The organism is Acinetobacter sp. CIP 64.2, from assembly GCF_000369645.1.
GTDB lineage: Bacteria > Pseudomonadota > Gammaproteobacteria > Pseudomonadales > Moraxellaceae > Acinetobacter.
Genome location: NZ_KB850122.1, coordinates 1,785,267 through 1,806,956, shown reverse-complemented (window position 1 = coordinate 1,806,956; position 21,690 = coordinate 1,785,267). Strand labels below are relative to the sequence as shown.

General features: G+C 41.3%; 21 protein-coding genes. 11 read left to right on the top strand and 10 right to left on the bottom strand.

Annotated features, from left to right (window positions below):
- Window positions 1-10 precede the first annotated feature (10 nt).
- A complete protein-coding gene (locus F895_RS02650) occupies window positions 11-1,732 on the top strand; it encodes a CapA family protein (RefSeq protein WP_005243745.1) in 1,722 nt (573 codons plus the stop codon).
- Here F895_RS02650 and F895_RS02655 read toward each other — a convergent pair.
- Entirely contained in the window at window positions 1,729-2,454 is a 726-nt protein-coding gene (locus F895_RS02655; protein ID WP_005243742.1) for a zinc metalloprotease, read from the bottom strand. The two genes, F895_RS02650 and F895_RS02655, sit on opposite strands and share 4 nt — an antisense overlap.
- Window positions 2,455-2,544: 90 nt before the next feature.
- On the opposite strand from F895_RS02655, the gene F895_RS02660 reads away from it, so the two are divergent.
- Window positions 2,545-2,865, top strand: coding sequence for an MGMT family protein (locus F895_RS02660; protein ID WP_005243740.1), 321 nt, complete (start codon window positions 2,545-2,547; stop codon window positions 2,863-2,865).
- A 35-nt stretch (window positions 2,866-2,900) separates the two neighbouring features.
- A complete protein-coding gene (locus F895_RS02665) occupies window positions 2,901-3,653 on the top strand; it encodes a barstar family protein (protein ID WP_005243737.1) in 753 nt (250 codons plus the stop codon).
- Between the two features lie 9 nt (window positions 3,654-3,662).
- Here the strand turns inward: F895_RS02665 and F895_RS02670 are convergent, their stop codons facing one another.
- The 3 genes from F895_RS02670 to F895_RS02680 form a co-directional block, all read right to left on the bottom strand.
- Complete coding sequence (locus tag F895_RS02670) at window positions 3,663-4,100, bottom strand: universal stress protein (protein ID WP_005243734.1); 438 nt, start codon at window positions 4,098-4,100, stop codon at window positions 3,663-3,665.
- A 234-nt stretch (window positions 4,101-4,334) separates the two neighbouring features.
- Window positions 4,335-4,958 (bottom strand): CatB-related O-acetyltransferase, encoded by a 624-nt coding sequence (locus F895_RS02675; protein ID WP_005243732.1) that lies wholly within the window; start codon window positions 4,956-4,958, stop codon window positions 4,335-4,337.
- A gap of 91 nt (window positions 4,959-5,049) precedes the next feature.
- Window positions 5,050-5,445, bottom strand: coding sequence for a RidA family protein (locus tag F895_RS02680; protein ID WP_005243730.1), 396 nt, complete (start codon window positions 5,443-5,445; stop codon window positions 5,050-5,052).
- A 136-nt stretch (window positions 5,446-5,581) separates the two neighbouring features.
- On the opposite strand from F895_RS02680, the gene F895_RS02685 reads away from it, so the two are divergent.
- Entirely contained in the window at window positions 5,582-6,169 is a 588-nt protein-coding gene (locus F895_RS02685) for a TetR/AcrR family transcriptional regulator (protein WP_005243727.1), read from the top strand.
- Window positions 6,170-6,242: 73 nt separating this feature from the next.
- Here F895_RS02685 and greA read toward each other — a convergent pair whose 3' ends face one another.
- From greA to carA, 3 genes are all read right to left on the bottom strand, one after another.
- Window positions 6,243-6,719 carry a transcription elongation factor GreA gene (gene greA / locus F895_RS02690; protein WP_004651928.1) on the bottom strand — a complete coding sequence of 159 codons (477 nt, stop codon included), beginning with the start codon at window positions 6,717-6,719 and terminating at the stop codon, window positions 6,243-6,245.
- A gap of 92 nt (window positions 6,720-6,811) precedes the next feature.
- A complete protein-coding gene (gene carB, locus F895_RS02695; protein WP_005243726.1) occupies window positions 6,812-10,045 on the bottom strand; it encodes a carbamoyl-phosphate synthase large subunit in 3,234 nt (1,077 codons plus the stop codon).
- A gap of 14 nt (window positions 10,046-10,059) precedes the next feature.
- Entirely contained in the window at window positions 10,060-11,199 is a 1,140-nt protein-coding gene (gene carA / locus F895_RS02700; RefSeq protein ID WP_005243717.1) for a glutamine-hydrolyzing carbamoyl-phosphate synthase small subunit, read from the bottom strand.
- Between the two features lie 359 nt (window positions 11,200-11,558).
- On the opposite strand from carA, the gene F895_RS02705 reads away from it, so the two are divergent.
- Window positions 11,559-12,140: a hypothetical protein gene (locus F895_RS02705; RefSeq protein WP_005243716.1), complete on the top strand. Its 582-nt coding sequence runs from the start codon at window positions 11,559-11,561 to the stop codon at window positions 12,138-12,140.
- Window positions 12,141-12,187: 47 nt separating this feature from the next.
- Here F895_RS02705 and F895_RS02710 read toward each other — a convergent pair whose 3' ends face one another.
- A complete protein-coding gene (locus tag F895_RS02710) occupies window positions 12,188-12,724 on the bottom strand; it encodes a DOMON-like domain-containing protein (RefSeq protein WP_005243715.1) in 537 nt (178 codons plus the stop codon).
- Window positions 12,725-12,729: 5 nt separating this feature from the next.
- A complete protein-coding gene (yhbY, locus tag F895_RS02715) occupies window positions 12,730-13,056 on the bottom strand; it encodes a ribosome assembly RNA-binding protein YhbY (RefSeq protein ID WP_004774823.1) in 327 nt (108 codons plus the stop codon).
- Window positions 13,057-13,285: 229 nt separating this feature from the next.
- Here yhbY and rlmE point away from each other — a divergent pair, with 229 nt between their 5' ends.
- The 6 genes from rlmE to F895_RS02745 all read left to right on the top strand — a co-directional run bounded on the left by rlmE (window position 13,286) and on the right by F895_RS02745 (window position 20,007).
- A complete protein-coding gene (gene rlmE, locus F895_RS02720; protein WP_005243712.1) occupies window positions 13,286-13,936 on the top strand; it encodes a 23S rRNA (uridine(2552)-2'-O)-methyltransferase RlmE in 651 nt (216 codons plus the stop codon).
- Between the two features lie 136 nt (window positions 13,937-14,072).
- Window positions 14,073-15,968 (top strand): ATP-dependent zinc metalloprotease FtsH, encoded by a 1,896-nt coding sequence (gene ftsH / locus F895_RS02725; RefSeq protein WP_004651936.1) that lies wholly within the window; start codon window positions 14,073-14,075, stop codon window positions 15,966-15,968.
- Window positions 15,969-16,100: 132 nt separating this feature from the next.
- Window positions 16,101-16,952 carry a dihydropteroate synthase gene (gene folP, locus F895_RS02730; RefSeq protein ID WP_005243711.1) on the top strand — a complete coding sequence of 284 codons (852 nt, stop codon included), beginning with the start codon at window positions 16,101-16,103 and terminating at the stop codon, window positions 16,950-16,952.
- 96 nt (window positions 16,953-17,048) lie between these two features.
- Entirely contained in the window at window positions 17,049-17,807 is a 759-nt protein-coding gene (locus tag F895_RS02735; protein ID WP_005243710.1) for an SIMPL domain-containing protein, read from the top strand.
- Between the two features lie 134 nt (window positions 17,808-17,941).
- Entirely contained in the window at window positions 17,942-19,582 is a 1,641-nt protein-coding gene (locus F895_RS02740) for a vWA domain-containing protein (protein ID WP_005243709.1), read from the top strand.
- Window positions 19,583-19,692: 110 nt separating this feature from the next.
- Window positions 19,693-20,007 carry a DUF5713 family protein gene (locus tag F895_RS02745; protein WP_005243708.1) on the top strand — a complete coding sequence of 105 codons (315 nt, stop codon included), beginning with the start codon at window positions 19,693-19,695 and terminating at the stop codon, window positions 20,005-20,007.
- 35 nt (window positions 20,008-20,042) lie between these two features.
- Here the strand turns inward: F895_RS02745 and F895_RS02750 are convergent, their stop codons facing one another.
- Entirely contained in the window at window positions 20,043-21,644 is a 1,602-nt protein-coding gene (locus tag F895_RS02750; protein ID WP_005243706.1) for a CocE/NonD family hydrolase, read from the bottom strand.
- Window positions 21,645-21,690: the final 46 nt, after the last annotated feature.

The window sequence follows — 21,690 nt, the reverse complement described above, 5'->3', positions numbered from 1 at the left end:
GGTGAACTAAATGAATACACCTCAAGAAATAAAAATTATGAGTCAGATGGGGCATGAAGATTTTCAACATCCGGTTTGGCAGACAGAAATTGCAGGGGATTGTTCATATTGGCTGCTATTACTCGAGGCTTTAGAACGAGTGATCGATGGAAAGCTGCAACTTCAAGAGCTGCTTACTACAGACCATGCACTACATACCGAACAGGCTGATCTCTCCGATTTGATCTTGCAACAACGCTATACTGTTCTAGCCTCATTGCAATTGCTGACTTTTAATCCAACTCAAAACATCCAACAGGTTCTTGGTTTTCAGCTATTTCGTAATTTAGCCAAGATGCGGATGAAGCTTACAGAAAAAGCCAGAAAATTTGATTTGCACATTGGCGATAAAAATAGCCTTAAAAACTTATACTGTTTGGCTCAGGCAATATTTAGTATGCCAAGGGTGTTGTTACAACAAGTTTTTGTTAAATCACTGAATCTAAATGATCTGGATATTGCAGCCACCAGTTCCTTAATGACGTGTAAGGCACTTGATGCAATTCTTTATCTCACTGATCAAAAGCAAGATTATTACTTTTCTTACCTCCATCACAATCAGACACTTGGTATTTTCCAGTTATTAGATCAGTTACATCGTATTGATCATTTAGCTCCGTATTATCATTATTTCCAACAAGGTCGGTTACCCACCAAGCAGCGCCAAGCCAAGACAGAATGGATCAATATTATTGGTGATACTTATTTCGGTGAGTTTTATACAGCTAAAAGAAAAAATAAAGGCATTGACGATGCCTTACAACGCTATGGTTACGGTCACTCTTTTGAAGCGATCAAACCATTCTTTGGCGCAGATGATATTAATATCGCCAATTTAGAAGCTGTTTTTAATCTCGATGAACATTCTGTTTTATTGGGAAAAAAAGACTATATTTTGGGGGCAAAAGCGCAGGAAACTTTAGACGAATTTAAACATATTCATCTCAATACGCTGTGTTTGGGTAATAACCATCTCAAAGACTATGGCGACGCAAGCCTAAAACACACTTTAACCCAGTTAGAGCTTGCCAATATTGATTTTATTGGAGCGGGCAATGATCAACAACAAGCTCATCAATGTCTAGAAATCATCAATAATGCAGGGCAATGTTTGGCTATTTTTAATGGCTATTGGCATCGGCAAACGGCCTATCAAGATTACGATTTTTATGCACTGGGTCATAGTGCTGGGGTGGCATGTATTAATGCCGTTTTATTTGAACAGATTATGCAATATCGTTTAGCACATCCAGAGCACAAGATCATGGTGATTTGTCATTGGGGTGTTGATTTCAGACCTATCCATCCTGAGCAAAAGAAACTGGCAAATGTGCTGACACAGATCGGGGTAGATATGGTGATTGGACATGGTGCACATACCCTTCAACCGATTCAATCAATCAATCAAAAACCTGTTATTTTTGGAATAGGGAATGGTGTATTTAATAGCAATGGTGATTTTGAGAAATATCAGGCTTTACCCTATGGAGCCATTGTTCGAATCAACGTCATGGAGTGGCAGTTAAAGCTGTATCCGATTTATACACATAACCGCAAAACCTTTTGGCAACCACGTATCGTTGATCAGGAACAGTTTCAACAAGCCAGAGCATTATTGACTTGTCAGTTAGACCCAACTCACTACAGTGTGGGGCAAGATCATTTGGGTACTTATATTCAATTCAGTTTTTAAGGATATTGCTGGTAATTATTGAGCATGGTATTGACCTGTTTTGTTGTAAAGCCAAGATTACGCAGACCGCCACTACCTAAATGGCAGTCATAACTGCTCATGATATTGGTTGGTGTTGTTTTGGTGGCTTTAGGAGAACATACATGGCCGAGGCCAAAGGCATGCCCCATTTCATGAATACTGGCTGCTTGGGTTTGATAATTGAGTCTTTTCCAGTCAATCAGGATAAAGGGTTGCCCTTGATTGCGAAATCCCCAACTGGTGATATCGGCATCTTTGAGTTTTTCACTATAAGCATCGTAAATAATAAATAAAACTTCTTTACTTTTCCTGCGAGGAAAACAAGCGTTAACCGCACTTGGTAGTTTTGCGGGAATGATTACTTTTGATTGACTTAACTGGTTGGCGAGATCACATTTACGTTTACTAAACTCTTGGAATGAATAGTAATGGTGGATTTTAAACGTAAAGATTTTATGATTATTTTCATCGACAAAATATTGATTCAGAATGGCCAATTCTTTATTCATCTGCACTTTGTTATCTAAGGCTTGAACTTCAGGGCGATTGCTGGTCACAATAAAGCTGACATTAACCACAGGTAAATCACGTCTTTCTTGAGGATATTGAGAACGGGACGTTTTTACGGTTGAATTTTGAGTTGTACAAGATGTACCGATGATCAAGAATAATAAGCTTAGCGCTGTGATTTTTAATCGCATTTTTTATTCTCTCAAGTTGTTGTGTTTTAATTGTTGTAAAGCTAGCTTTTCGCATGATTTTGATCATCTTAGCAGATTTTTGGAGCTTGTATGGTGCGAGATACCAATGAACTACATCGACAAATTTTAGAAGTGATTGCCTTGATTCCTTATGGAAAAGTGGCAAGTTATGGGCAAATTGCCAAGCTGGCTGGTTTGCCTAAACATCCACGTTTAGTCGGTTATGTACTTAAGCATTTAGACAAAGACAGTGAGATTCCCTGGTATCGTGTGATTAATTCGCAAGGCAAGATCAGTGTGACCCGAATCAATGAGAAAGGTGAAAATGTTCAGCAGAATTTGTTAGAGCAGGAAGGGGTGTATTTATTAAATGGCAAGGTCAGTTTAAAAATCTTTGCTTGGCAGCCTTAACTTTTAAATTAGCTCATTTTATCAGTGAAACATAAATGAAAATTGAATTTATAAAACATGACTATGAAAATGAATTAGATACCGTACTTTATGGTTTAAATGTAGATCAATATCAATATGACCAAGAAAAAATTATTTTTCATAATTGTCTCAATCCTCAGATAATTACTGAAATGGACGCGTTGAAATTATTCACTAGAACAAAAAAAGATTATCTCTTTGGACTCTATTTAAGCTGTCATCAAAAGAACCTCCATGAAAAGATGAGTGATCAAATATATTTTTGCTTCGATTTTGCATATCAAAATAATGATTTAGTTATTTTCTATTCTTTTGATGGGGAGGAGGACGCAGAATTGGAGTTAAATGAATTCTTTAAGAGAAAAGAGCTGATTTATAAATATTTAAAGGGTGAATGTGGTCAAAAATATTGGTTTGCTCTCAGTGATTTTGATAAGAAGTGCTGGTTGGATGTTAGTTATCTGAGAGCTCAACTAGTGCAAAAGGATGATCGTATTGTTAAAGAAATTATTTTGGATGGGGCGTATATAGAATCTGAATTAGATTTATATTGCTATATTGGCGAAGAAGTTTGTGGGGTATTAGGTTATATGGGGTGTAATTCTATGGCATTAAGAGATTGTTTGACTGATGAGATTAGACCAATTCAGTATCCTTTACGCATCGTATGGAAAAATTTTGAATACTCAAAACAAAAATTTAACCAAGATGATATTCAGTACTTTATTGATCTATTGTCTCAAAATGCCGATTTGCAAATTTGCTGACTGTACTTATCAACGTACAATCAATACGGGAATATGACTTTCTGCTAAAACTTTCTGCGCTACACTACCGAGCACAAACTGTTTAAAGCCTGTGCGCCCATGCGAGCCCATAATGATCAAGTCTGCGCCTAGGTTCTGTGCTGCCCCAATAATTTCTTGATGCACTGAAAACCCTTCCAGAACTTGCGTTGCAACCGTCAAACCATGCTCTTCAAACTTTTTTTCAGCTTTGCTGAGATTGTCTTGAGCATAACTTCGGACTCTTTCTATTAAATCATTGCTTTGCCCCATACGAATATAGGCATCTGCAAGATAAGGATCTAAAGTCATCACTTCAACCACCGTGAGTTCACTGTCTAGGGCTTTCGCCAACTGAGCTGCTTCACGAATGACATTCGCAGCAATTTCAGAGTCGTCAATTGCCACTAAGATTTTTTGATAAGCCATGTTGGATACTCCTTATATTTATGATTTTACGTTGAATTCAGTCAATAAAATTTGATTAATATATAAGCTATGGTTCTATTCTAAACCTGTTAGGATGAGAATAAAACCTAGCATTTTTATAGGGATAGTTATTATTTATAGCATTATGGTTAAGTTTGGATGGATTCAAGAATAGATGAAATTTCCATGAAAATAAAAGACATGTATCACCATAATTTATCTATAAAAGCGGTCTTAATTACGCTCAAAGAATTGAATCAGTGCATCCACATCATCAGTCTGCAATTGTTCACGCATCTTTAAAATCTGCTTTTCATCTAAGTCATAAAGCTTCAGGGAAAGCAGTTTTTTAATATCTTGTTCAGAAAAACGGTATCTAATCACTTTGGCAGGGACACCACCGACAATCGCATAAGGCGGTACATCTTGCGTGACCACAGCACCTGTTGCAACCACCGCACCTTCACCCAATTTGACCCCTTGCATGATCATGGCACGGCTACCAATCCAGCAACCATCGGCAATCACCGTATCACCTGCAGTCTGAAAGCTACGTGTATCAAATGGGAAAGTTGAGATCCAGTCAGGGCGATGCAATTGATTACCACCCATCATAATCACGCATTCAGCCCCAAAGCAGACAAAGTTGCCAATATGTAGTTGGTCAATGGGCTTCTCAGGCGTAGCTGCCTTGTCATGCAGATAGCGCACCACACAGCGCTCAAAACCTTGATCCCAATAAGCCGAATAATAAGAATAATTGCCTTTGATATGGATATTCGGATTTTTCACCGTTTTTGCAATAAACTCGAACTCACACCAATGTTTAACAGGGGAGTTGATTAACTGTTCGGCCATAAAGGAGATATAAAAAATAGGGAATTCGCCATTATACCGAATTGTAATTCAAGCTGAACCAATAATCTCAATTCAGCCTGTGAGCTGACGGCTAAGTATTGGGAGGAATACGCGCAATGACTTTAATCTCAAAGTCAAAACCTGCCAGCCAAGTCACGCCAATAGCAGTCCAGTTGGGATAAGGCTTTTGTGTAAAGATCTGATTTTTAACTTTCATGATTTTATCGAATTGTTGTTCAGGATCTGTATGAAAAGTAGTGACATCAACAATATCATCGAAAGTGCAGCCAGCCGCTGCTAATGTCGCTGCTAAATTTTTGAAAGCTTGTTCTACCTGTTGCTCGAAATCGGGTTCAGGCGAGCCATCTTTACGGCTACCCACTTGCCCTGAAACAAAGAGTAAATCTTTCGATTGAATTGCAGCTGAATAACCATGTTGTTCATATAAAGCATGGCGGTCTTGGGGAAATATTGCAATTCTCGTCATGTCTGTTCTCCTTCAATATTTAAATTAGCAATCAGTAAAAATCATTTAACTTTCACATACGCCTCGTATGTAAATATAATTGACATACGAGGCGTATGTCAATTAAAATTTTTGTGATGATCAACTGGTGAAATACATGTCTGTTCGTGAACGAAAGATGGCGGAAACTCGTATAAAGCTGATTGAAGTAGCACGCCGAGCATTTGCTAAATATGGCTATGCCGATACTTCAATGGATAAACTCACAGCAGAAGCAGGGCTAACTCGTGGGGCGCTCTACCATCATTTTGGTGATAAGCGTGGTTTATTTGCCGCAGTTGTTGATCAGATTGACTCACAGATGGCTGAATTTGCTCAGCAGCATCTGGAGCAGCCAGATGACCTCTGGGAAGGATTATTACTTGAAGGGCAGACTTATATTAAAAATGCTTTAAATCCTGAGTTTCAGCGTATTGTGTTACGTGATGGACCTGCAGTGTTGGGTGATCCAGCGCATTGGCCAAGTCAAAGCAGATGTCTGCAGTCTACACGTGAGTGTATTGAGCAACTTTTGGCAGCAAATCGAATTAAAATGATAGACCCAGAAGCAGCAGCAGTATTTTTAAATGGCGCTGCCATGAATGCTGCATTATGGGTAGCCTCTAGTGAAAATCCTGAACAGTTACTCCCCGAAGCCTTAAATGCTTTTCAAATTTTCGCATCAGGTTTTTTGAAAAATATATAGCTAAATTATGTTTTATCTAATATCTGAAATATAAAAAACCCCTCAAAGTGAGGGGTTAATTGCATATAGAATATTAAATATATTCCACACTTACGATTTCGTATTCAACTTCACCTTGCGGTGTTTGAATTTTCGCTTCGTCGCCTTCATTTTTACCTAAAAGACCACGTGCAATCGGTGAATTCACTGAGATTTTATTGATTTTAAAATCTGCTTCATCATCACCGACAATTTTATAAGTCTTACGTTCTTCCGTATCCAGATTTTCAATGGTTACGGTCACACCAAAGACCACACGGCCATTTTGCTCAAGTGTTTTGACATCAATTTCTTGTACTGCGCCCAGTTTACCTTCGATATCCTGAATACGACCTTCGCAGAAACCTTGCTGTTCACGCGCAGCATGATATTCAGCATTTTCCTTTAAATCACCGTGTTCACGAGCTTCAGCAATCGCTTGGATAATACGTGGGCGATCCACTGTCTTGAGCTGTTGTAATTCTTTCTCTAAGGCAACCTTGCCTTCGGGAGTCATAGGATAACGTTGCATTCTGGTCCCCTCTAAATTGGTTGGGAAAATACAGGATTAAAAAAAGAAAAAGCCCGCCACCGATAAGGTGACGGGACTTTATCGGTAGAGAATTAACCTACAGTTTGTAAATCTTGCAAGCGGTATACATCCATTGGCAATTTCACAGCAAATGCTTGGCAAACTGCTTCTGCACCGTTAATTGTCGTGGTGTAATACACCTTGCCTTGGAGGGCAGCACGACGAATCATGGCAGAATCATACTGAGCTTGTTTGCCTTCAGTTGTGTTGACAATAAGATGAATTTCACCATTTTTCAAGCGGTCTACAATATGTGGGCGACCTTCGGTCACTTTATTGACTGCTTCACACTCGATACCCGCTTCTTTGAGCACACGATGTGTACCATTTGTTGCAACAAGTTTAAAGCCATAAGCAATCAACTTTTTCGCAACATCAGCGATGTATTTCTTATCTGATTCACGAACCGATAAGAATGCATGTTTGACTTCACCTTCAGTTGGCAAGCCTGGTAAACGTTCATTTGAACCTAATACCGCTTTGTAGAATGCTTCACCAAAAGTTTTACCTACACCCATGACTTCACCTGTAGATTTCATCTCAGGCCCAAGCATTGGGTCTACGCCAGGGAACTTGGCGAACGGGAACACGGCTTCTTTTACAGCATAGTGTGTTGGGATGATTTCTTTGGTGAAACCTTGTGATGCTAAAGATTGGCCAGCCATACAACGCGCCGCAACTTTTGCTAAAGAGTCACCAATACATTTAGATACGAAAGGAACAGTACGTGATGCACGTGGGTTCACTTCAAGTACATAAATGTCGTCACCTTTAACCGCAAACTGAACGTTCATCAGACCTATAACGCCAAGTTCTTTTGCCATAGCCACAGTTTGGCGACGCATTTCGTCCTGTACTTCTTGTGAAAGCGAGTACGGAGGAATCGAACATGCTGAGTCACCTGAGTGAATCCCGGCTTGTTCAATGTGCTGCATGATCCCGCCAATCACAACGTCTTTACCGTCAGATACGCAGTCCACGTCAACTTCTGTTGCATCGTCAAGGAAACGGTCGAGCAGGACAGGGGCTTCATTCGATGCTTGAACTGCTTCACGAAGGTAACGTTTAAGTTCATCTTCGTTATACACGATTTCCATTGCACGGCCACCCAATACATAAGATGGACGCACAACCAGTGGATAACCCACTTTCGCAGCTTCTGAAATACCTTCTTCAGCAGATTTTACGATGCTGTTGTTCGGTTGGCGAAGCTGTAAACGTTGAATCATTTGCTGGAAACGTTCACGGTCTTCTGCACGGTCAATTGCGTCAGGAGATGTACCGATAATTGGAGTACCTGCTTCTTCCAAAGCACGCGCCAATTTTAATGGGGTTTGACCACCGTACTGTACGATCACGCCTTTAGGCTTCTCGGTACGTACGATTTCAAGTACATCTTCAAGTGTTACTGGCTCGAAGTAGAGACGATCAGAGGTGTCATAGTCAGTTGAAACCGTTTCAGGGTTACAGTTCACCATGATGGTTTCATAACCGTCATCACGCATTGCAAGCGCAGCGTGTACACAACAGTAGTCAAACTCGATCCCTTGACCGATACGGTTTGGACCACCACCAATCACCATGATCTTGTCACGGTTTGATGGATTTGCTTCACATTCTTCGTCATAAGTTGAATACATGTAAGCAGTACCCGATTCAAACTCGGCTGCACACGTATCCACACGTTTGTAAACTGGATAGACACCCAAGTTCCAACGATGCTTACGGAATTGTTTTTGTGAAATACCCATTAAGTTGGCAATACGCAGGTCAGATAAACCTTTGCGTTTGAACGAACGGATATTGTCAGCGTTTAAGTCACCAAAGCCTAAAGTTTTTACTTGCGCTTCAGTTTTGATGATGTCTTCAATTTGAATCAGGAACCAACGGTCGATTTTGGTTGCTTCAAATACGTCATCTAAAGAGAAACCGTGGCGGAATGCATCGGCAACATACCAGATACGCTCAGGGCCAGGCACTTTAAGCTCTTTTAAGATGATGTCTTTGGCATTGGCTGTACCCGCTTCAACTTTTTCATCAAAGCCACATACACCCACTTCAAGACCACGAAGTGCTTTTTGTACAGATTCTTGGAAGTTACGACCAATTGCCATCACTTCGCCCACAGATTTCATCTGAGTCGTCAATACTGGCTCAGCTTGCGGGAATTTTTCGAAGTTAAAACGAGGAATCTTCGTGACAACATAGTCAATCGACGGTTCGAAAGATGCTGGTGTTACGCCGCCCGTGATGTCATTCTTCAATTCATCAAGGGTATAACCCACCGCAAGTTTCGCTGCGATTTTTGCAATTGGGAAACCTGTTGCTTTAGATGCAAGTGCAGATGAGCGTGATACACGAGGGTTCATCTCGATCACAACCATACGGCCGTCTTTCGGGTTAATACCGAATTGAACGTTCGAACCACCAGTTTCAACACCGATTTCACGAAGAACTGCAACCGATGCATTACGCATCAATTGATATTCTTTGTCTGTCAATGTTTGAGCAGGTGCAACGGTGATTGAGTCACCAGTGTGAACGCCCATTGGGTCGAAGTTTTCGATCGCACAGACGATAATACAGTTGTCGTTTTTGTCACGAACAACTTCCATCTCGTATTCTTTCCAACCAATCAATGATTCATCAATCAATAATTGGTGTGTCGGAGAGAGGTCGAAACCACGTTCACAGATTTCAAGGAATTCTTCGCGGTTATACGCGATACCACCACCAGAACCACCCATGGTGAATGATGGACGAATGATCACTGGGAAACCGAAGCCCGCTTGAATCGCCAACGCTTCTTCCATTGTTTCAGCAATGGCTGCTTTTGGACATTCCAAACCAATTTTACGCATCGCGATATCAAACAGTTTACGATCTTCTGCTTTTTCAATCGCTTCTTTTGATGCGCCAATCAGTTCTACATTATATTTTTCAAGAACACCGTGCTCGTCTAGGGCAAGGGCACAGTTCAATGCAGTTTGGCCACCCATGGTTGGCAGGACTGCATCTGGACGCTCTTTTTCAATGATTTGTGCAACTGTCTGCCAAGTGATTGGCTCGATATAGGTTGCATCCGCCATTGCAGGGTCAGTCATGATGGTCGCTGGGTTAGAGTTCACCAAAATAACGCGGTAACCTTCTTCACGAAGCGCTTTACATGCTTGCGCACCTGAATAGTCAAACTCACACGCCTGACCAATGACAATAGGACCAGCACCAATAATTAAGATGCTTTTAATATCCGTACGTTTAGGCATTATTCGCTCCTTAATTACTTCTTAGCGGCTTCAATAAGTTCGATGAAATGATCGAACAATGGAGCACAGTCATGTGGACCTGGGCTGGCTTCAGGGTGACCCTGGAAGCTGAATGCTGGTTTATCCGTACGATGGATACCTTGGTTTGTACCGTCAAACAGTGAACGATGTGTCACTTTTAAGTTTGCAGGTAAGGTAGTTTCATCGACAGCAAAGCCGTGGTTTTGAGAAGTAATCATCACTGTACCATTCTCAAGATTTTGTACAGGATGGTTGGCGCCGTGGTGACCGTGATTCATTTTCATGGTCTTCGCACCCGAAGCAAGCGCTAAAATTTGATGACCTAAACAAATACCGAATACAGGTAATGTTGTGGTTTCAACAATGGTTTTCACTGCTTCAATGGCATAGTCACATGCTGCTGGGTCACCAGGACCATTGGACAAGAACACGCCATCTGGATTCAATGCGAGTACTTTTTCAGCAGGGGTTTGTGCAGGAACAACTGTTAATTTACAACCACGGTCTGCGAGCATACGTAAGATGTTGGTTTTGACACCATAATCGTATGCAACAACATGAAATTTAAATTCTGGTTGAGTAAAGCCTTGACCCAAAGTCCAAGAACCTTCAGTCCATTCGAAACCCGTCGGATCACAGCACTCTTTTGCAAGATCTAAACCGTTCAAACCGCCGAATGCACGTGCCTTGGCAATAGCTTCTTCTTCTGTAATATTTTCGCCAGCAAGGATGCAACCATTTTGTGCACCTTTGTCACGTAAAATACGCGTCAATTTACGGGTATCAATATCAGCGATTGCAACAACATTGTGTTGTTCCAAGTACTCACTTAATGATTGTTCAGCACGGAAGTTACTGTGCAATAAAGGAAGATCACGAATAATTAAACCATTCGCCCATACTTTATGGATGCGACCTGATTCAACGTCTTCACTATTACAGCCAGTATTTCCAATATGAGGATAAGTCAGCGTCACAAGTTGTTGCGCGTAACTTGGGTCAGTCAAAATTTCTTGATAACCAGTCATGGCGGTATTAAAAACGACTTCACCAGTCGTACTACCCGATGCACCGATAGACGTTCCTTTAAAGATCGTTCCATCTGCGAGGGCTAAAATGGCGGGGGTGCTCAAACCAAAGCTCCTGAACTAAGACCACAAAAATAGGGCTGTAAAAAAGCGAGTAGACATAAAAAAAGGCAGGCCGTCTTAAAAAAACATGCCCCTCCTTCCAGTCTGCTCGCTTGTAACTTAACAGCGCATTATACGCATGAGTGGGTGAAAAGTCTATGTGTTTTATTTATTAAAGTCAGGAATTCTCGAATTCTTTTTTAAGAGGCGGACAAAGCTGTCTATTGCAAAATCGATCATCCGTATATCGATATGATGAGATATTATGCAAATTGTCTAACAATTTTTAAGGTGTTTAACAAATGAGCGTTTTATCTTATGTCTAGCCGAAAAATCAACAATCAAAAATGAGGGAAATTAAAATGGCTGCAAATCAAACAACACCTGCTGCAACTGCTGAAGAAGTGAAAGAGGTTGTCGTTGAAAAAACGACCAAAGCCAAAGAAGCCGTTGCAGAAAAAACGACTGAGGTAAAAGAAGTCGTTGCTGAAAAAACTGCAAAAGCGAAAGAAGTGGTGGCAGAGAAAACAGCAAAGGCAAAAGAAGTGATTGCCGAGACTCAGGAACATGCAAAAGACGTAATTGCTGAAACGCAAGGTCAGGTCAAAGAAGCACTGGCTGAAACACAAGAGAAAATTGAGACCGAAGCGAAAGAGTTGAACCAAAACATTCAAAATCAATTGACTCAACTGAAGCAGGATATCTTAGAGCGTATTGAAGTGATTAAAACCCAACTCAATTCTTCTCAAGGCAACTTGCTTGAATTGAAAAATGCATTGAAAACTGAGTTAAACGCATTGATTGAAGATTTAACTAAAGTGAGCAAAGAACTGAAAGATGACATTAGCCAGATTTCAGTAAAGCATAAAGATACTTTAGTGGGTAGCTTTAAGCGTACCAAAGAACAAGCAGTTGAAGCTTGGAATAAGGTTCGTGCCAGCTAATTTGGCATAGCGATGAAAAAAGCGAGAATTTTTCTCGCTTTTTTTATTTAAAACTGATGTAACCAGTCGCGCTTATTATGGAAGTCAGCTTGAGGGCTACTGTGTTGCATTGCAAAATAATGCAGACCTTGTGTCGTGTTCAAGACCGCTGTTAAGCCAATATAGAGGTCAGCCCATTTGAGTTGATGCTCACGCATAAATTGAGACAGATCTAAACTGACATTCAATCCATAATGCGTACGTTGCAAATGATTGAGTTCTATATCATAGGCAGCGATAGGCGGCATATCTTCAGGAAAGCGGTATTCTTCAAATTGATAGACTTGCCAAGCTTGAGAAGGGGAAAGGTTGATTTCACGATAGAAATCCTGATCTTTCACACCTACAAAAATTTCATAGCAAGTTTGTTCCCATAAAAAGTCACGACGTGGGTGCGCTGTGACTTGATCTGGGTAAATCAAAAATTGATTTGGGTCACGAACCCAAAAACCAACATTTAAGCTTGCTGGTGTTTGTTGCTCAATCGCTCCAACCACGGTAATGGCACTAAAGCGATCAAAAGCCGACAGTTCATAACTTGCCATCGTAATTACTTATTACTTAAATGAGCAAAACGAACCAAGTTAGACAGGTGTTGGTTCTGTTTGGCTGCTTTTTTATAAAGCAAAACAATTTTACCAATTTTTTGTACAGACTCAGCGCCTGTTGCTTCAACAATGGCATCAATAACTGCGCCACGTGCATCACGGTCTTCACCCGCAATTTTCACTTTAATCAATTCGTGATCGTTTAAAGCACGATTTGTTTCTTCAATGACGTTTTCTGTAAGACCTTGGCTACCAATCATTACAACTGGATTAAGTGCATGACCGATTTGACGTAAACGCTTACGTTCATGGATAGATAAAGCCGCCATTAAAAATACCTGATTTGGAAAACGACCTAGTATAACTTGCATCCCGATTCTAAGATAGATTCATGAGCATAGCACTTGCAACAAATATGTGAAAAATTGACGAAATCATCAATGACAATAATCGGAAAAAATCTGTAAAAGTTCGTGTGAATGAAGTACATCCGTACTGTATTGAGAGTAATTTTCACGTACAATGATGCATCAGAAGTTTTTTGAAATTTAGTGAGTTATGGCGACACGCATTACCAATCAAAAATTGTCTAAAAGCAGTCGTGCATGGATGAGAGAGCACTTAGATGACCATTTTGTAAAGAAAGCACAGAAGGAAGGTTATCGCGCGCGCGCGGCATATAAGTTACTTGAAATTCAAGAAAAATATAAAATGATCAAGCCCGGCATGACCGTGGTTGATCTGGGTGCGGCACCAGGTAGCTGGTCGCAAATTGCGGGTAAATTGGTGGGTGCCAATGGCTTGGTCATTGCATCAGATATTTTGGCAATGGACGCACTTCCAGATGTAACCTTCCTGCAAGGTGACTTCCGAGAGGAAGAAGTTTTCGAAAAATTGTTAAATATTTTAAATGGACGTCAAGTAGACGTTGTAATTTCAGATATGGCCCCCAATACATCAGGTAATAGGGCTGTTGATCAACCACGTCAGATTTACTTATGTGAGCTGGCTTTGGATTTTGCTCAAAAAGTACTTGGGCCAAACGGACAGTTTATTGTTAAAGTGTTCCAGGGTTCAGGATTTGATGAATTCCGAAAACAGGTGGTCGATAGTTTTGATGTATTAAAAACAGCCAAACCTGCGGCATCACGTGCTCGATCGAAAGAAGTTTTTTTGATTGGCCAAGGTCGTAAAAAGGCATTGCAATAAAAGTGTACTTGCCAAGTTGTTAAAAATTGTGCATTTTGTACCTTTTAAGTTTTTTGCAACGCAAATTCATTGCTGTTTTTGTGAAGGTCAGCCAAGATTAGGTATGATCAAATTAGATTGATATGGGAATAAAGCCTTGAGCGATTACTTCAAGAATGCCGTATTGTGGCTCATCATACTCGGTGTTCTGATTTTGATTTTTAGCAACGTCAGTGACCGCAATAAGCCTGCAGCGATGAAATATTCTGATTTCGTTGCAGCGGTGAATGCTGGGCAAATTAAACAAGTCACAATCGACGGTTTAAATATTAATGGTGAAAAAACCAATGGTTCTTCATTTGAGACGGTTCGTCCTCAAGTTGAAGACACTGAGTTGCTACCAAGCTTGAATAAACAAAATGTAGTGGTTGAAGGCACAGCGCCGCAACGTCAAGGCATTTTGATGCAACTTCTCATTGCGAGTTTCCCAGTATTGCTCATCATCTTATTATTCATGTTCTTCATGCGTAATATGGGCGGTGGCGCTGGTGGCAAAAACGGTCCTATGAGCTTTGGTAAGTCAAAAGCAAAAATGTTATCTGAAGATCAAATCAAGCTAACATTTAGTGACGTCGCTGGCTGTGACGAAGCAAAACAAGAAGTGGTTGAAATCGTTGATTTCTTAAAAGACCCCGCCAAATTCAAACGTCTGGGTGCGACCATTCCACGTGGTGTACTGATGGTTGGTCCTCCAGGTACAGGTAAAACATTATTGGCGAAAGCAATTGCGGGTGAAGCTAAGGTTCCATTCTTTAGCATCTCGGGTTCTGACTTCGTTGAAATGTTTGTCGGTGTCGGTGCTTCTCGTGTTCGTGACATGTTCGAACAAGCTAAACGCCATGCGCCATGTATCATCTTTATTGATGAGATTGATGCAGTCGGTCGTCATCGTGGTTCAGGTACAGGTGGTGGTCATGATGAGCGTGAACAAACTCTGAACCAAATGCTTGTTGAGATGGATGGTTTTGAAGGCAATGAAGGCGTCATCGTTATTGCTGCGACCAACCGTGTTGATGTCTTGGATAAAGCCTTGCTTCGTCCAGGCCGTTTTGACCGTCAGGTGATGGTGGGTTTACCAGACATCCGTGGTCGTGAGCAAATCTTGAATGTGCATTTGAAGAAATTACCTTCAGTGACAGGTGTAGATCTTAAAGTACTTGCACGTGGTACACCGGGCTTCTCTGGTGCGCAGCTTGCAAACTTGGTCAATGAAGCTGCATTGTTCGCTGCTCGCCGTAATAAAAACACGGTAGATATGCACGACTTTGAAGATGCCAAAGACAAGATTTACATGGGTCCAGAGCGTAAATCGATGGTGATTCGTGAAGAAGAGCGTCGTGCGACAGCTTACCATGAAGCAGGCCATGCGATTGTTGCTGAGATCTTACCGGGTACTGACCCTGTGCATAAAGTAACGATTATGCCGCGCGGTTGGGCATTGGGTGTGACTTGGCAGTTGCCTGAGCAAGATCAGACCAGCCACTATAAAGATAAGATGTTGAATGAACTTTCAATCTTGTTTGGTGGTCGTATTGCAGAAGAAGTCTTTATCAACCAAATGTCGACAGGTGCATCTAACGACTTTGAACGTGCCACTAAAATGGCGCGTGCAATGGTGACCAAATATGGTATGTCAGATAAGCTTGGTGTAATGGTGTATGAAGATGAAAACCAAAACGGTTTCTTCGGTAATGTGGGTAGCCGTACCATTTCTGAAGCTACGCAACAAAAAGTAGATGAAGAAGTTCGCCGTATTTTGGATGAACAGTACAAAGTTGCACGTGATATCTTGGAAAATAACAAAGATATTGCACATGCAATGGTAAAAGCATTGATGGATTGGGAAACAATCGATCGTGACCAAATCCGTGACATCATGGAAGGTCGTGAGCCTCAACCACCTAAAGTTTATGTTGCTGATAATCCAGTGGCTGCATTTGAACCACCGAAAGATGGTCCATCTACACCACCGCCGTTACCAGCAATGGGCTAATCAACGATGAGATAAAAAGAGCGACTTCGGTCGCTCTTTTTTGTTTGGATTTCATTCTAAATTGAAAATAAATCATCAGCGTCGACATGGCAGTCTTGTTAATATAGTCACATTGCAATGTGGAGCGTTTTGATGCAGTTGATGCCATTAGCACCGTGTCAGTTACAGTGTGGCCGTTTTAGATTAGATCTCTCACAACCCCAAGTGATGGGGATTTTGAATGTGACACCTGATTCATTTAGTGATGGTGGGCAGCATCATCAAAAAGATCAAGCTATCCAACATGCGTTGCGGATGATGGCAGATGGGGCAAGCATCATTGATATTGGTGGAGAGTCAACCCGTCCGAATGCATCACCTGTTGCTTTAGCAGAAGAAATCCGCCGTGTCGTCCCTGTGGTTGAAGCATTGTCCAGATACGATGTGATCATGTCGATTGATACCAGTCAGCCAGAAGTGATGCGTGCAGCCGTACAGGCAGGTGCGCATATCTGGAATGATGTCCGTGCTTTGACACGACCACAGGCGTTGGAAACAGCAGCAGAATTGGATATTCCTGTAATTTTGATGCATATGCGGGGTGAACCCACCAATATGAACCAGTTGGATCAATATCGGGATGTAACTGAAGAGGTGATTTTGGAGTTACAACAACGTCTGGATCAAGCGATTGCTGTTGGTGTTAAAGCTGAAAATATCATTATCGATCCTGGTTTTGGTTTTGCTAAAAATGCACAACAGAATTTTCAGTTACTGAATGAATTCTGGAAGTTGAATCGAATGGGCTATCCCATCCTATCTGGGTTATCGCGGAAACGTTTTATTGGTGAAGCATTGAATGGTGTACCTGCGCAAGAACGTACCGTGGGGAGCGTAATGGGACATTTGTTGAGTATTCAACAGGGTGCCAGTATTGTTCGTGCTCATGATGTGAAAGCCACCAGTGATGCCATTAAAGTATGGAAAATGATGCAAAATAACTAAGCTAGTCTGAGTCAGTAGAGCGCTTAAGGCTCTATTGACTTGCTGAAGAAGATTCAATATAACAAGCCTATAAGATAAGATGGGTAATATAATAAAATGGAAGCTAAAACAATTACATATAGAAGTCTATGGCTGTGCGCACTGATTCTAAGTCTTGGTTTTATTATCTCGGCTGCGGTGATGGGTTATGCGCTTAAACAGTTAAATAACAATAAAAACTCAATTATAGTCAAAGGATTAGCTGAAAAACCGATTCAAGCAGACTCGGCGCGCTGGGAAATCAAATTACAAACCAACCACACTTCTGACACGATTCCACAAGCCTATCAGTTACTGGATCAGCATATGCAGGCATTGCAGCATTTTTTTGTTGAACATGGCTTTAAGGCTGCTGATATGCAATTGGGGAATAAAAGTTCACAGCCGTATTATGAGGAAGTGAATATGGGGGAGGGACGCATCAATCGTGAGTTTAAAGGCTATTTAGCCATGCAGTCTTTTGTGATTAGCAGTCGTGATATCAAGAAAATTGAAAAGGCAGCCCGTGATGCTTATTTGCTTGATGAAAAAGGAATTGCCATTGAACAGAAGCCAGAGTATCTGGTGTCTAATCTTGAAGAAATCAAAATGTCGTTAATTGCCAATGCGACCAAGAATGCCTATAGCCGCGCAAATGAATTTGCCAAGGTCGGTGGAGCCAAAGTCGGGATGATGCGTTCAGCCAGCCAAGGGGCATTCTATATTCTGCCTGAAAGTGGCTCTGACGATGACAGTGATTATGGAGGAGCTTATGACAAGGCCACCATCAACAAAATTGCCCGTGTGGTGGTGACGATCAATTATGCGATTGAATAAAGCTTTAGCTTTAAATCATTGATAAGCCGTCTTAGAAAGATACATACAAATACGATGTCGCTTTATTTTTTTGCATACAATCTTTGCATATTTATTTCATTTGAAAAGACAAAATAGAATTTGGGAATTTAAGCATGCATCCATCTACAAAAATACTCACACTTAGTTTGCTCAGTTGCATGATCATGGCTTGTAGTCTGCCGGTTAAACACAATGATCAGGCAATGATTGAAACGACAATGCCTGTGTCACCAGCCCCGATGACCATGTCAAATCAGGGCTTGGCTCAGACACGAAAAATGATCGCACCAGCATCTTATATTGCTATTATGCCGAGTATGGAGCGACCACGCTTAGAGCAGAATACTGAAAAGTACCAAAAGAATGAGGTCAATCCTGTTCATCGTGTTGCGAATGAAGCGGTCTCAACATTTAGTATTGATGTCGATACAGGTAGTTATACCAATACCCGTCGTTTTTTAAATGATGGCCGTTTACCTCCTGTTGATGCGGTCCGTGCAGAGGAGATGATTAATTATTTTGATTATCAATATCCGCAGCCGAATAGCGTACATCCATTTTCGGTCACAACGGAAACAGTCGATTCACCATGGAAAGAAAATGCCAAGCTGATCAAAATTGGGATTCAGGCCAAAGATCTCACCACCAAGCAATTACCCCCTGCTAATCTGGTATTTTTAGTGGATGTTTCTGGCAGTATGGACTCAGCAGACAAACTCCCCTTGGTCAAACAAACGTTACGCTTACTCACTGAGCAATTAAGAGCCCAAGACAAGGTTACGATTATTACTTATGCCAGTGGTGAAAAGTTAGTTTTAGAGCCGACTGCGGGTAATCAGAAAGACAAGATTCTCGCAGTGATTAATAGTTTACAAGCGGGCGGAGCAACTGCTGGTGAGCAGGCGATTCAACTGGCCTATAAGCAAGCTGAAAAAGGCTTTGTTAAAAACGGGATTAACAGAATTTTATTAGCGACCGATGGCGACTTTAATGTCGGGATTACCGATTTTAATACTTTAAAGGGGATGGTGGCTGAGAAACGCAAAAGTGGGATTTCGTTAACGACTTTAGGGTTTGGAACAGGAAACTATAATGAACAGTTGATGGAGCAACTGGCAGATGCTGGAGATGGCAATTATAGTTATATCGATAATAAAAATGAAGCGAAAAAAGTAGTACAGCGCCAGCTTTCATCGACTCTCGCCACGGTCGCACAAGATGTTAAAATTCAAGTCGAGTTTAACCCTGCTACAGTGAAAGAATATCGTTTGGTGGGATATGAAAACCGGATGTTGAAACAGGAAGATTTCAATAACGATAAAGTCGATGCTGGTGATATTGGTGCAGGACATAATGTCACCGCACTTTATGAAATCATTCCAGTTGGTCAACAAGGTTGGCTGAATGACTCGCGTTATCAAGCAACAACAAAAACAGATGCAGCGAAAAAGTCTGAATATGCTTTTGTCAATGTGCGCTATAAATTGCCAAATCAGGAAAAAAGTATTTTGCTCAATCAAGCGGTGAAAGCCGACAGCAAAACACTTGCCCAAGCCAATTCGGATACCCGTTTTGCGATTGCAGTGGCTGCTTATGCGCAGCAATTAAAAGGTGGGCAATACAATGGTGCGATGGGCTGGGATCAAATTATTCAGTTGGCACAGCAATCTGCACAACCAGATCCTTATCAAATGCGTGAAGAATTCGTAGAGCTTGCCAAGATTGCTAAAAGCTTAAGTGCGAAAAAAGATTAAGCTATATTTTTTAAAAAGCGGTCGGAAAGGCCGCTTTTTTTATGGCTAAATATCGTGATTTTGGTGAGATTATGTTATAAGCATGGCGTTTTAGTGGCATATTATTTTTTATGTTTGAAGATTTACTCCTCCCCATGTTTGACGATGAATATTATCCCGATATTCTCGTTGCTGAAGTGAAGCAGCATATTCAACAGTTTTCTAAAAAGGTCAGTCGTACCGATTTATCTGAAACTGAAATCTATCATTATGCACATCAGACCCTGAGCGAAATTAACGAAATGAAACCTCAGTTTGAAGATTTGGAGTCTAGTTTAGACGATACTGCCGCAGATTATATTGCGGAAGCCATGATGATGGTGGTGCAAGATGTCGGTTATCTCGACATTGAAATGGAAGAATTGATTGCCAATCGAGAGTGGTAAATTACACTCTCGATTGGTTTCTATAATAAGTACAACTATTTCGTAGCAACTTTATTCCAGAATTTTGGCAAAACAATTTGCCCTGAAATCCATGCTTCGATTTTAGGCTGTTGTATTCTCTGATAATACACACTTTCGCTGTTGATCAACAAGCCTAGTGTATCTCCCTGATTCAGTTGTCCATAAACACTTGGTAATTCGATAGTTTGCGTTTTTTCATTATGACTTGCTGAGTTTAGTCGAATCTGATCATAACTCCGTTTCTTTACTGGGTTAAATGGGGCGGTTTGGTCATTTAAAATGGTATATTTTCCCGTGCTCTTTGATTTAATTGCCATGGAGATAAACATGGTCGAGTCTGCATATTTCGATGTTGTTTCCATGTTTAAACTCAGCAGCGCTGAGCCAGTGATTGAGATTGGCTGCTGGGCAGTATGGATGGGTACAAAGACAGCTTGGACTTTTGTGGGTGCGATCCATGTTTTTTTCAAATCATAGCTGCTGATGGGGTGAAGATCGCTAAAATGATTGACGGGACTTTGATCGACGCATAACGCTGGTAATGATTCAGCTGGGGATTGATCTTTTAACTTTTGGTTAAACCACGCCAAGATCGTGCTTTGTAGATTGTACTGCTGTTGATTTCCACAATGTACGGATTGGCCAATATACCAAAATGGGGTACTTCCATGGGGTGAATGCTGAACAAAAGGCTGTAAATGTCCACCTTGTACCCCGATCAAATGTACTTCATGCTGCGCTTGTTGCATACATTGCGCTGCTTTAACTCCTTCATTGAAAGGGAAGAGCACATCTCTGAAACCTTGAATAATCAGGGCATCTGCTTGCGGCGCTTGATTATGACTGCAAAACCAGCTGGCTTGATGGGTGTTGAGAAAATTATAGGTGGACTGCTTTAACTGCCCTTGTTGGGTATCCAAGTAGGCTTGTTTGAGAGCTGGATCAAATTTATTCCAGTTCCACCAGTCTCCAATCAGATTAAGAAAGCCAATCCAGTTACTTTTCGGCACGCCATTCGGTGCAAGGCTATCCACGATGTCATACCAGGTGGTAATCGGAACAATGGCTTGCAAACGTCGATCTATTGCTGAAGCAAGATACTGCACACCACCCGCATAGGACTCACCAATCATACCGGTACGGACGCCGTTCTGATTTTTGGCCAGTTGTGGTAGATTTTTTTCAGCCCAGTTCATTATCGTGATGACATCTTGTGCCTCTTTTTCTGGATCGGTGAGGCGAATTTTTCCCTGACTATCGCCATGACCACGTTGATCATAACTAATTACCCAATAGCCCTTCTGCCACGCTGTTTTTGCAACTTGCCCTGTGGGTAATAAAAAACCATATAAACTGAGTTCTGGGCGCTTCATCCGAGACAAACCGAAACCATGGGTATGTAACAATAATGGGGCAGTTTGATCTGATTTTAACTGTGGTTGATACACCGTAAACGCAATGACTGTACCGTCGGATGCCGTGGTTTTGGCTTGGTAATAGCGCTGTTTGAGTTCTGTGGTTTTAAGCGTCATCGAAACGGGCGGTGTTGTCGCATATACACAACCCTGTAAGAGCAAGATTAGACTACAGCAAAGCCATAAAACGTAAGAGCGCATCGATTATTTCATCCTTGATCAAATCTATGAGACGTCGTGCGGAGTG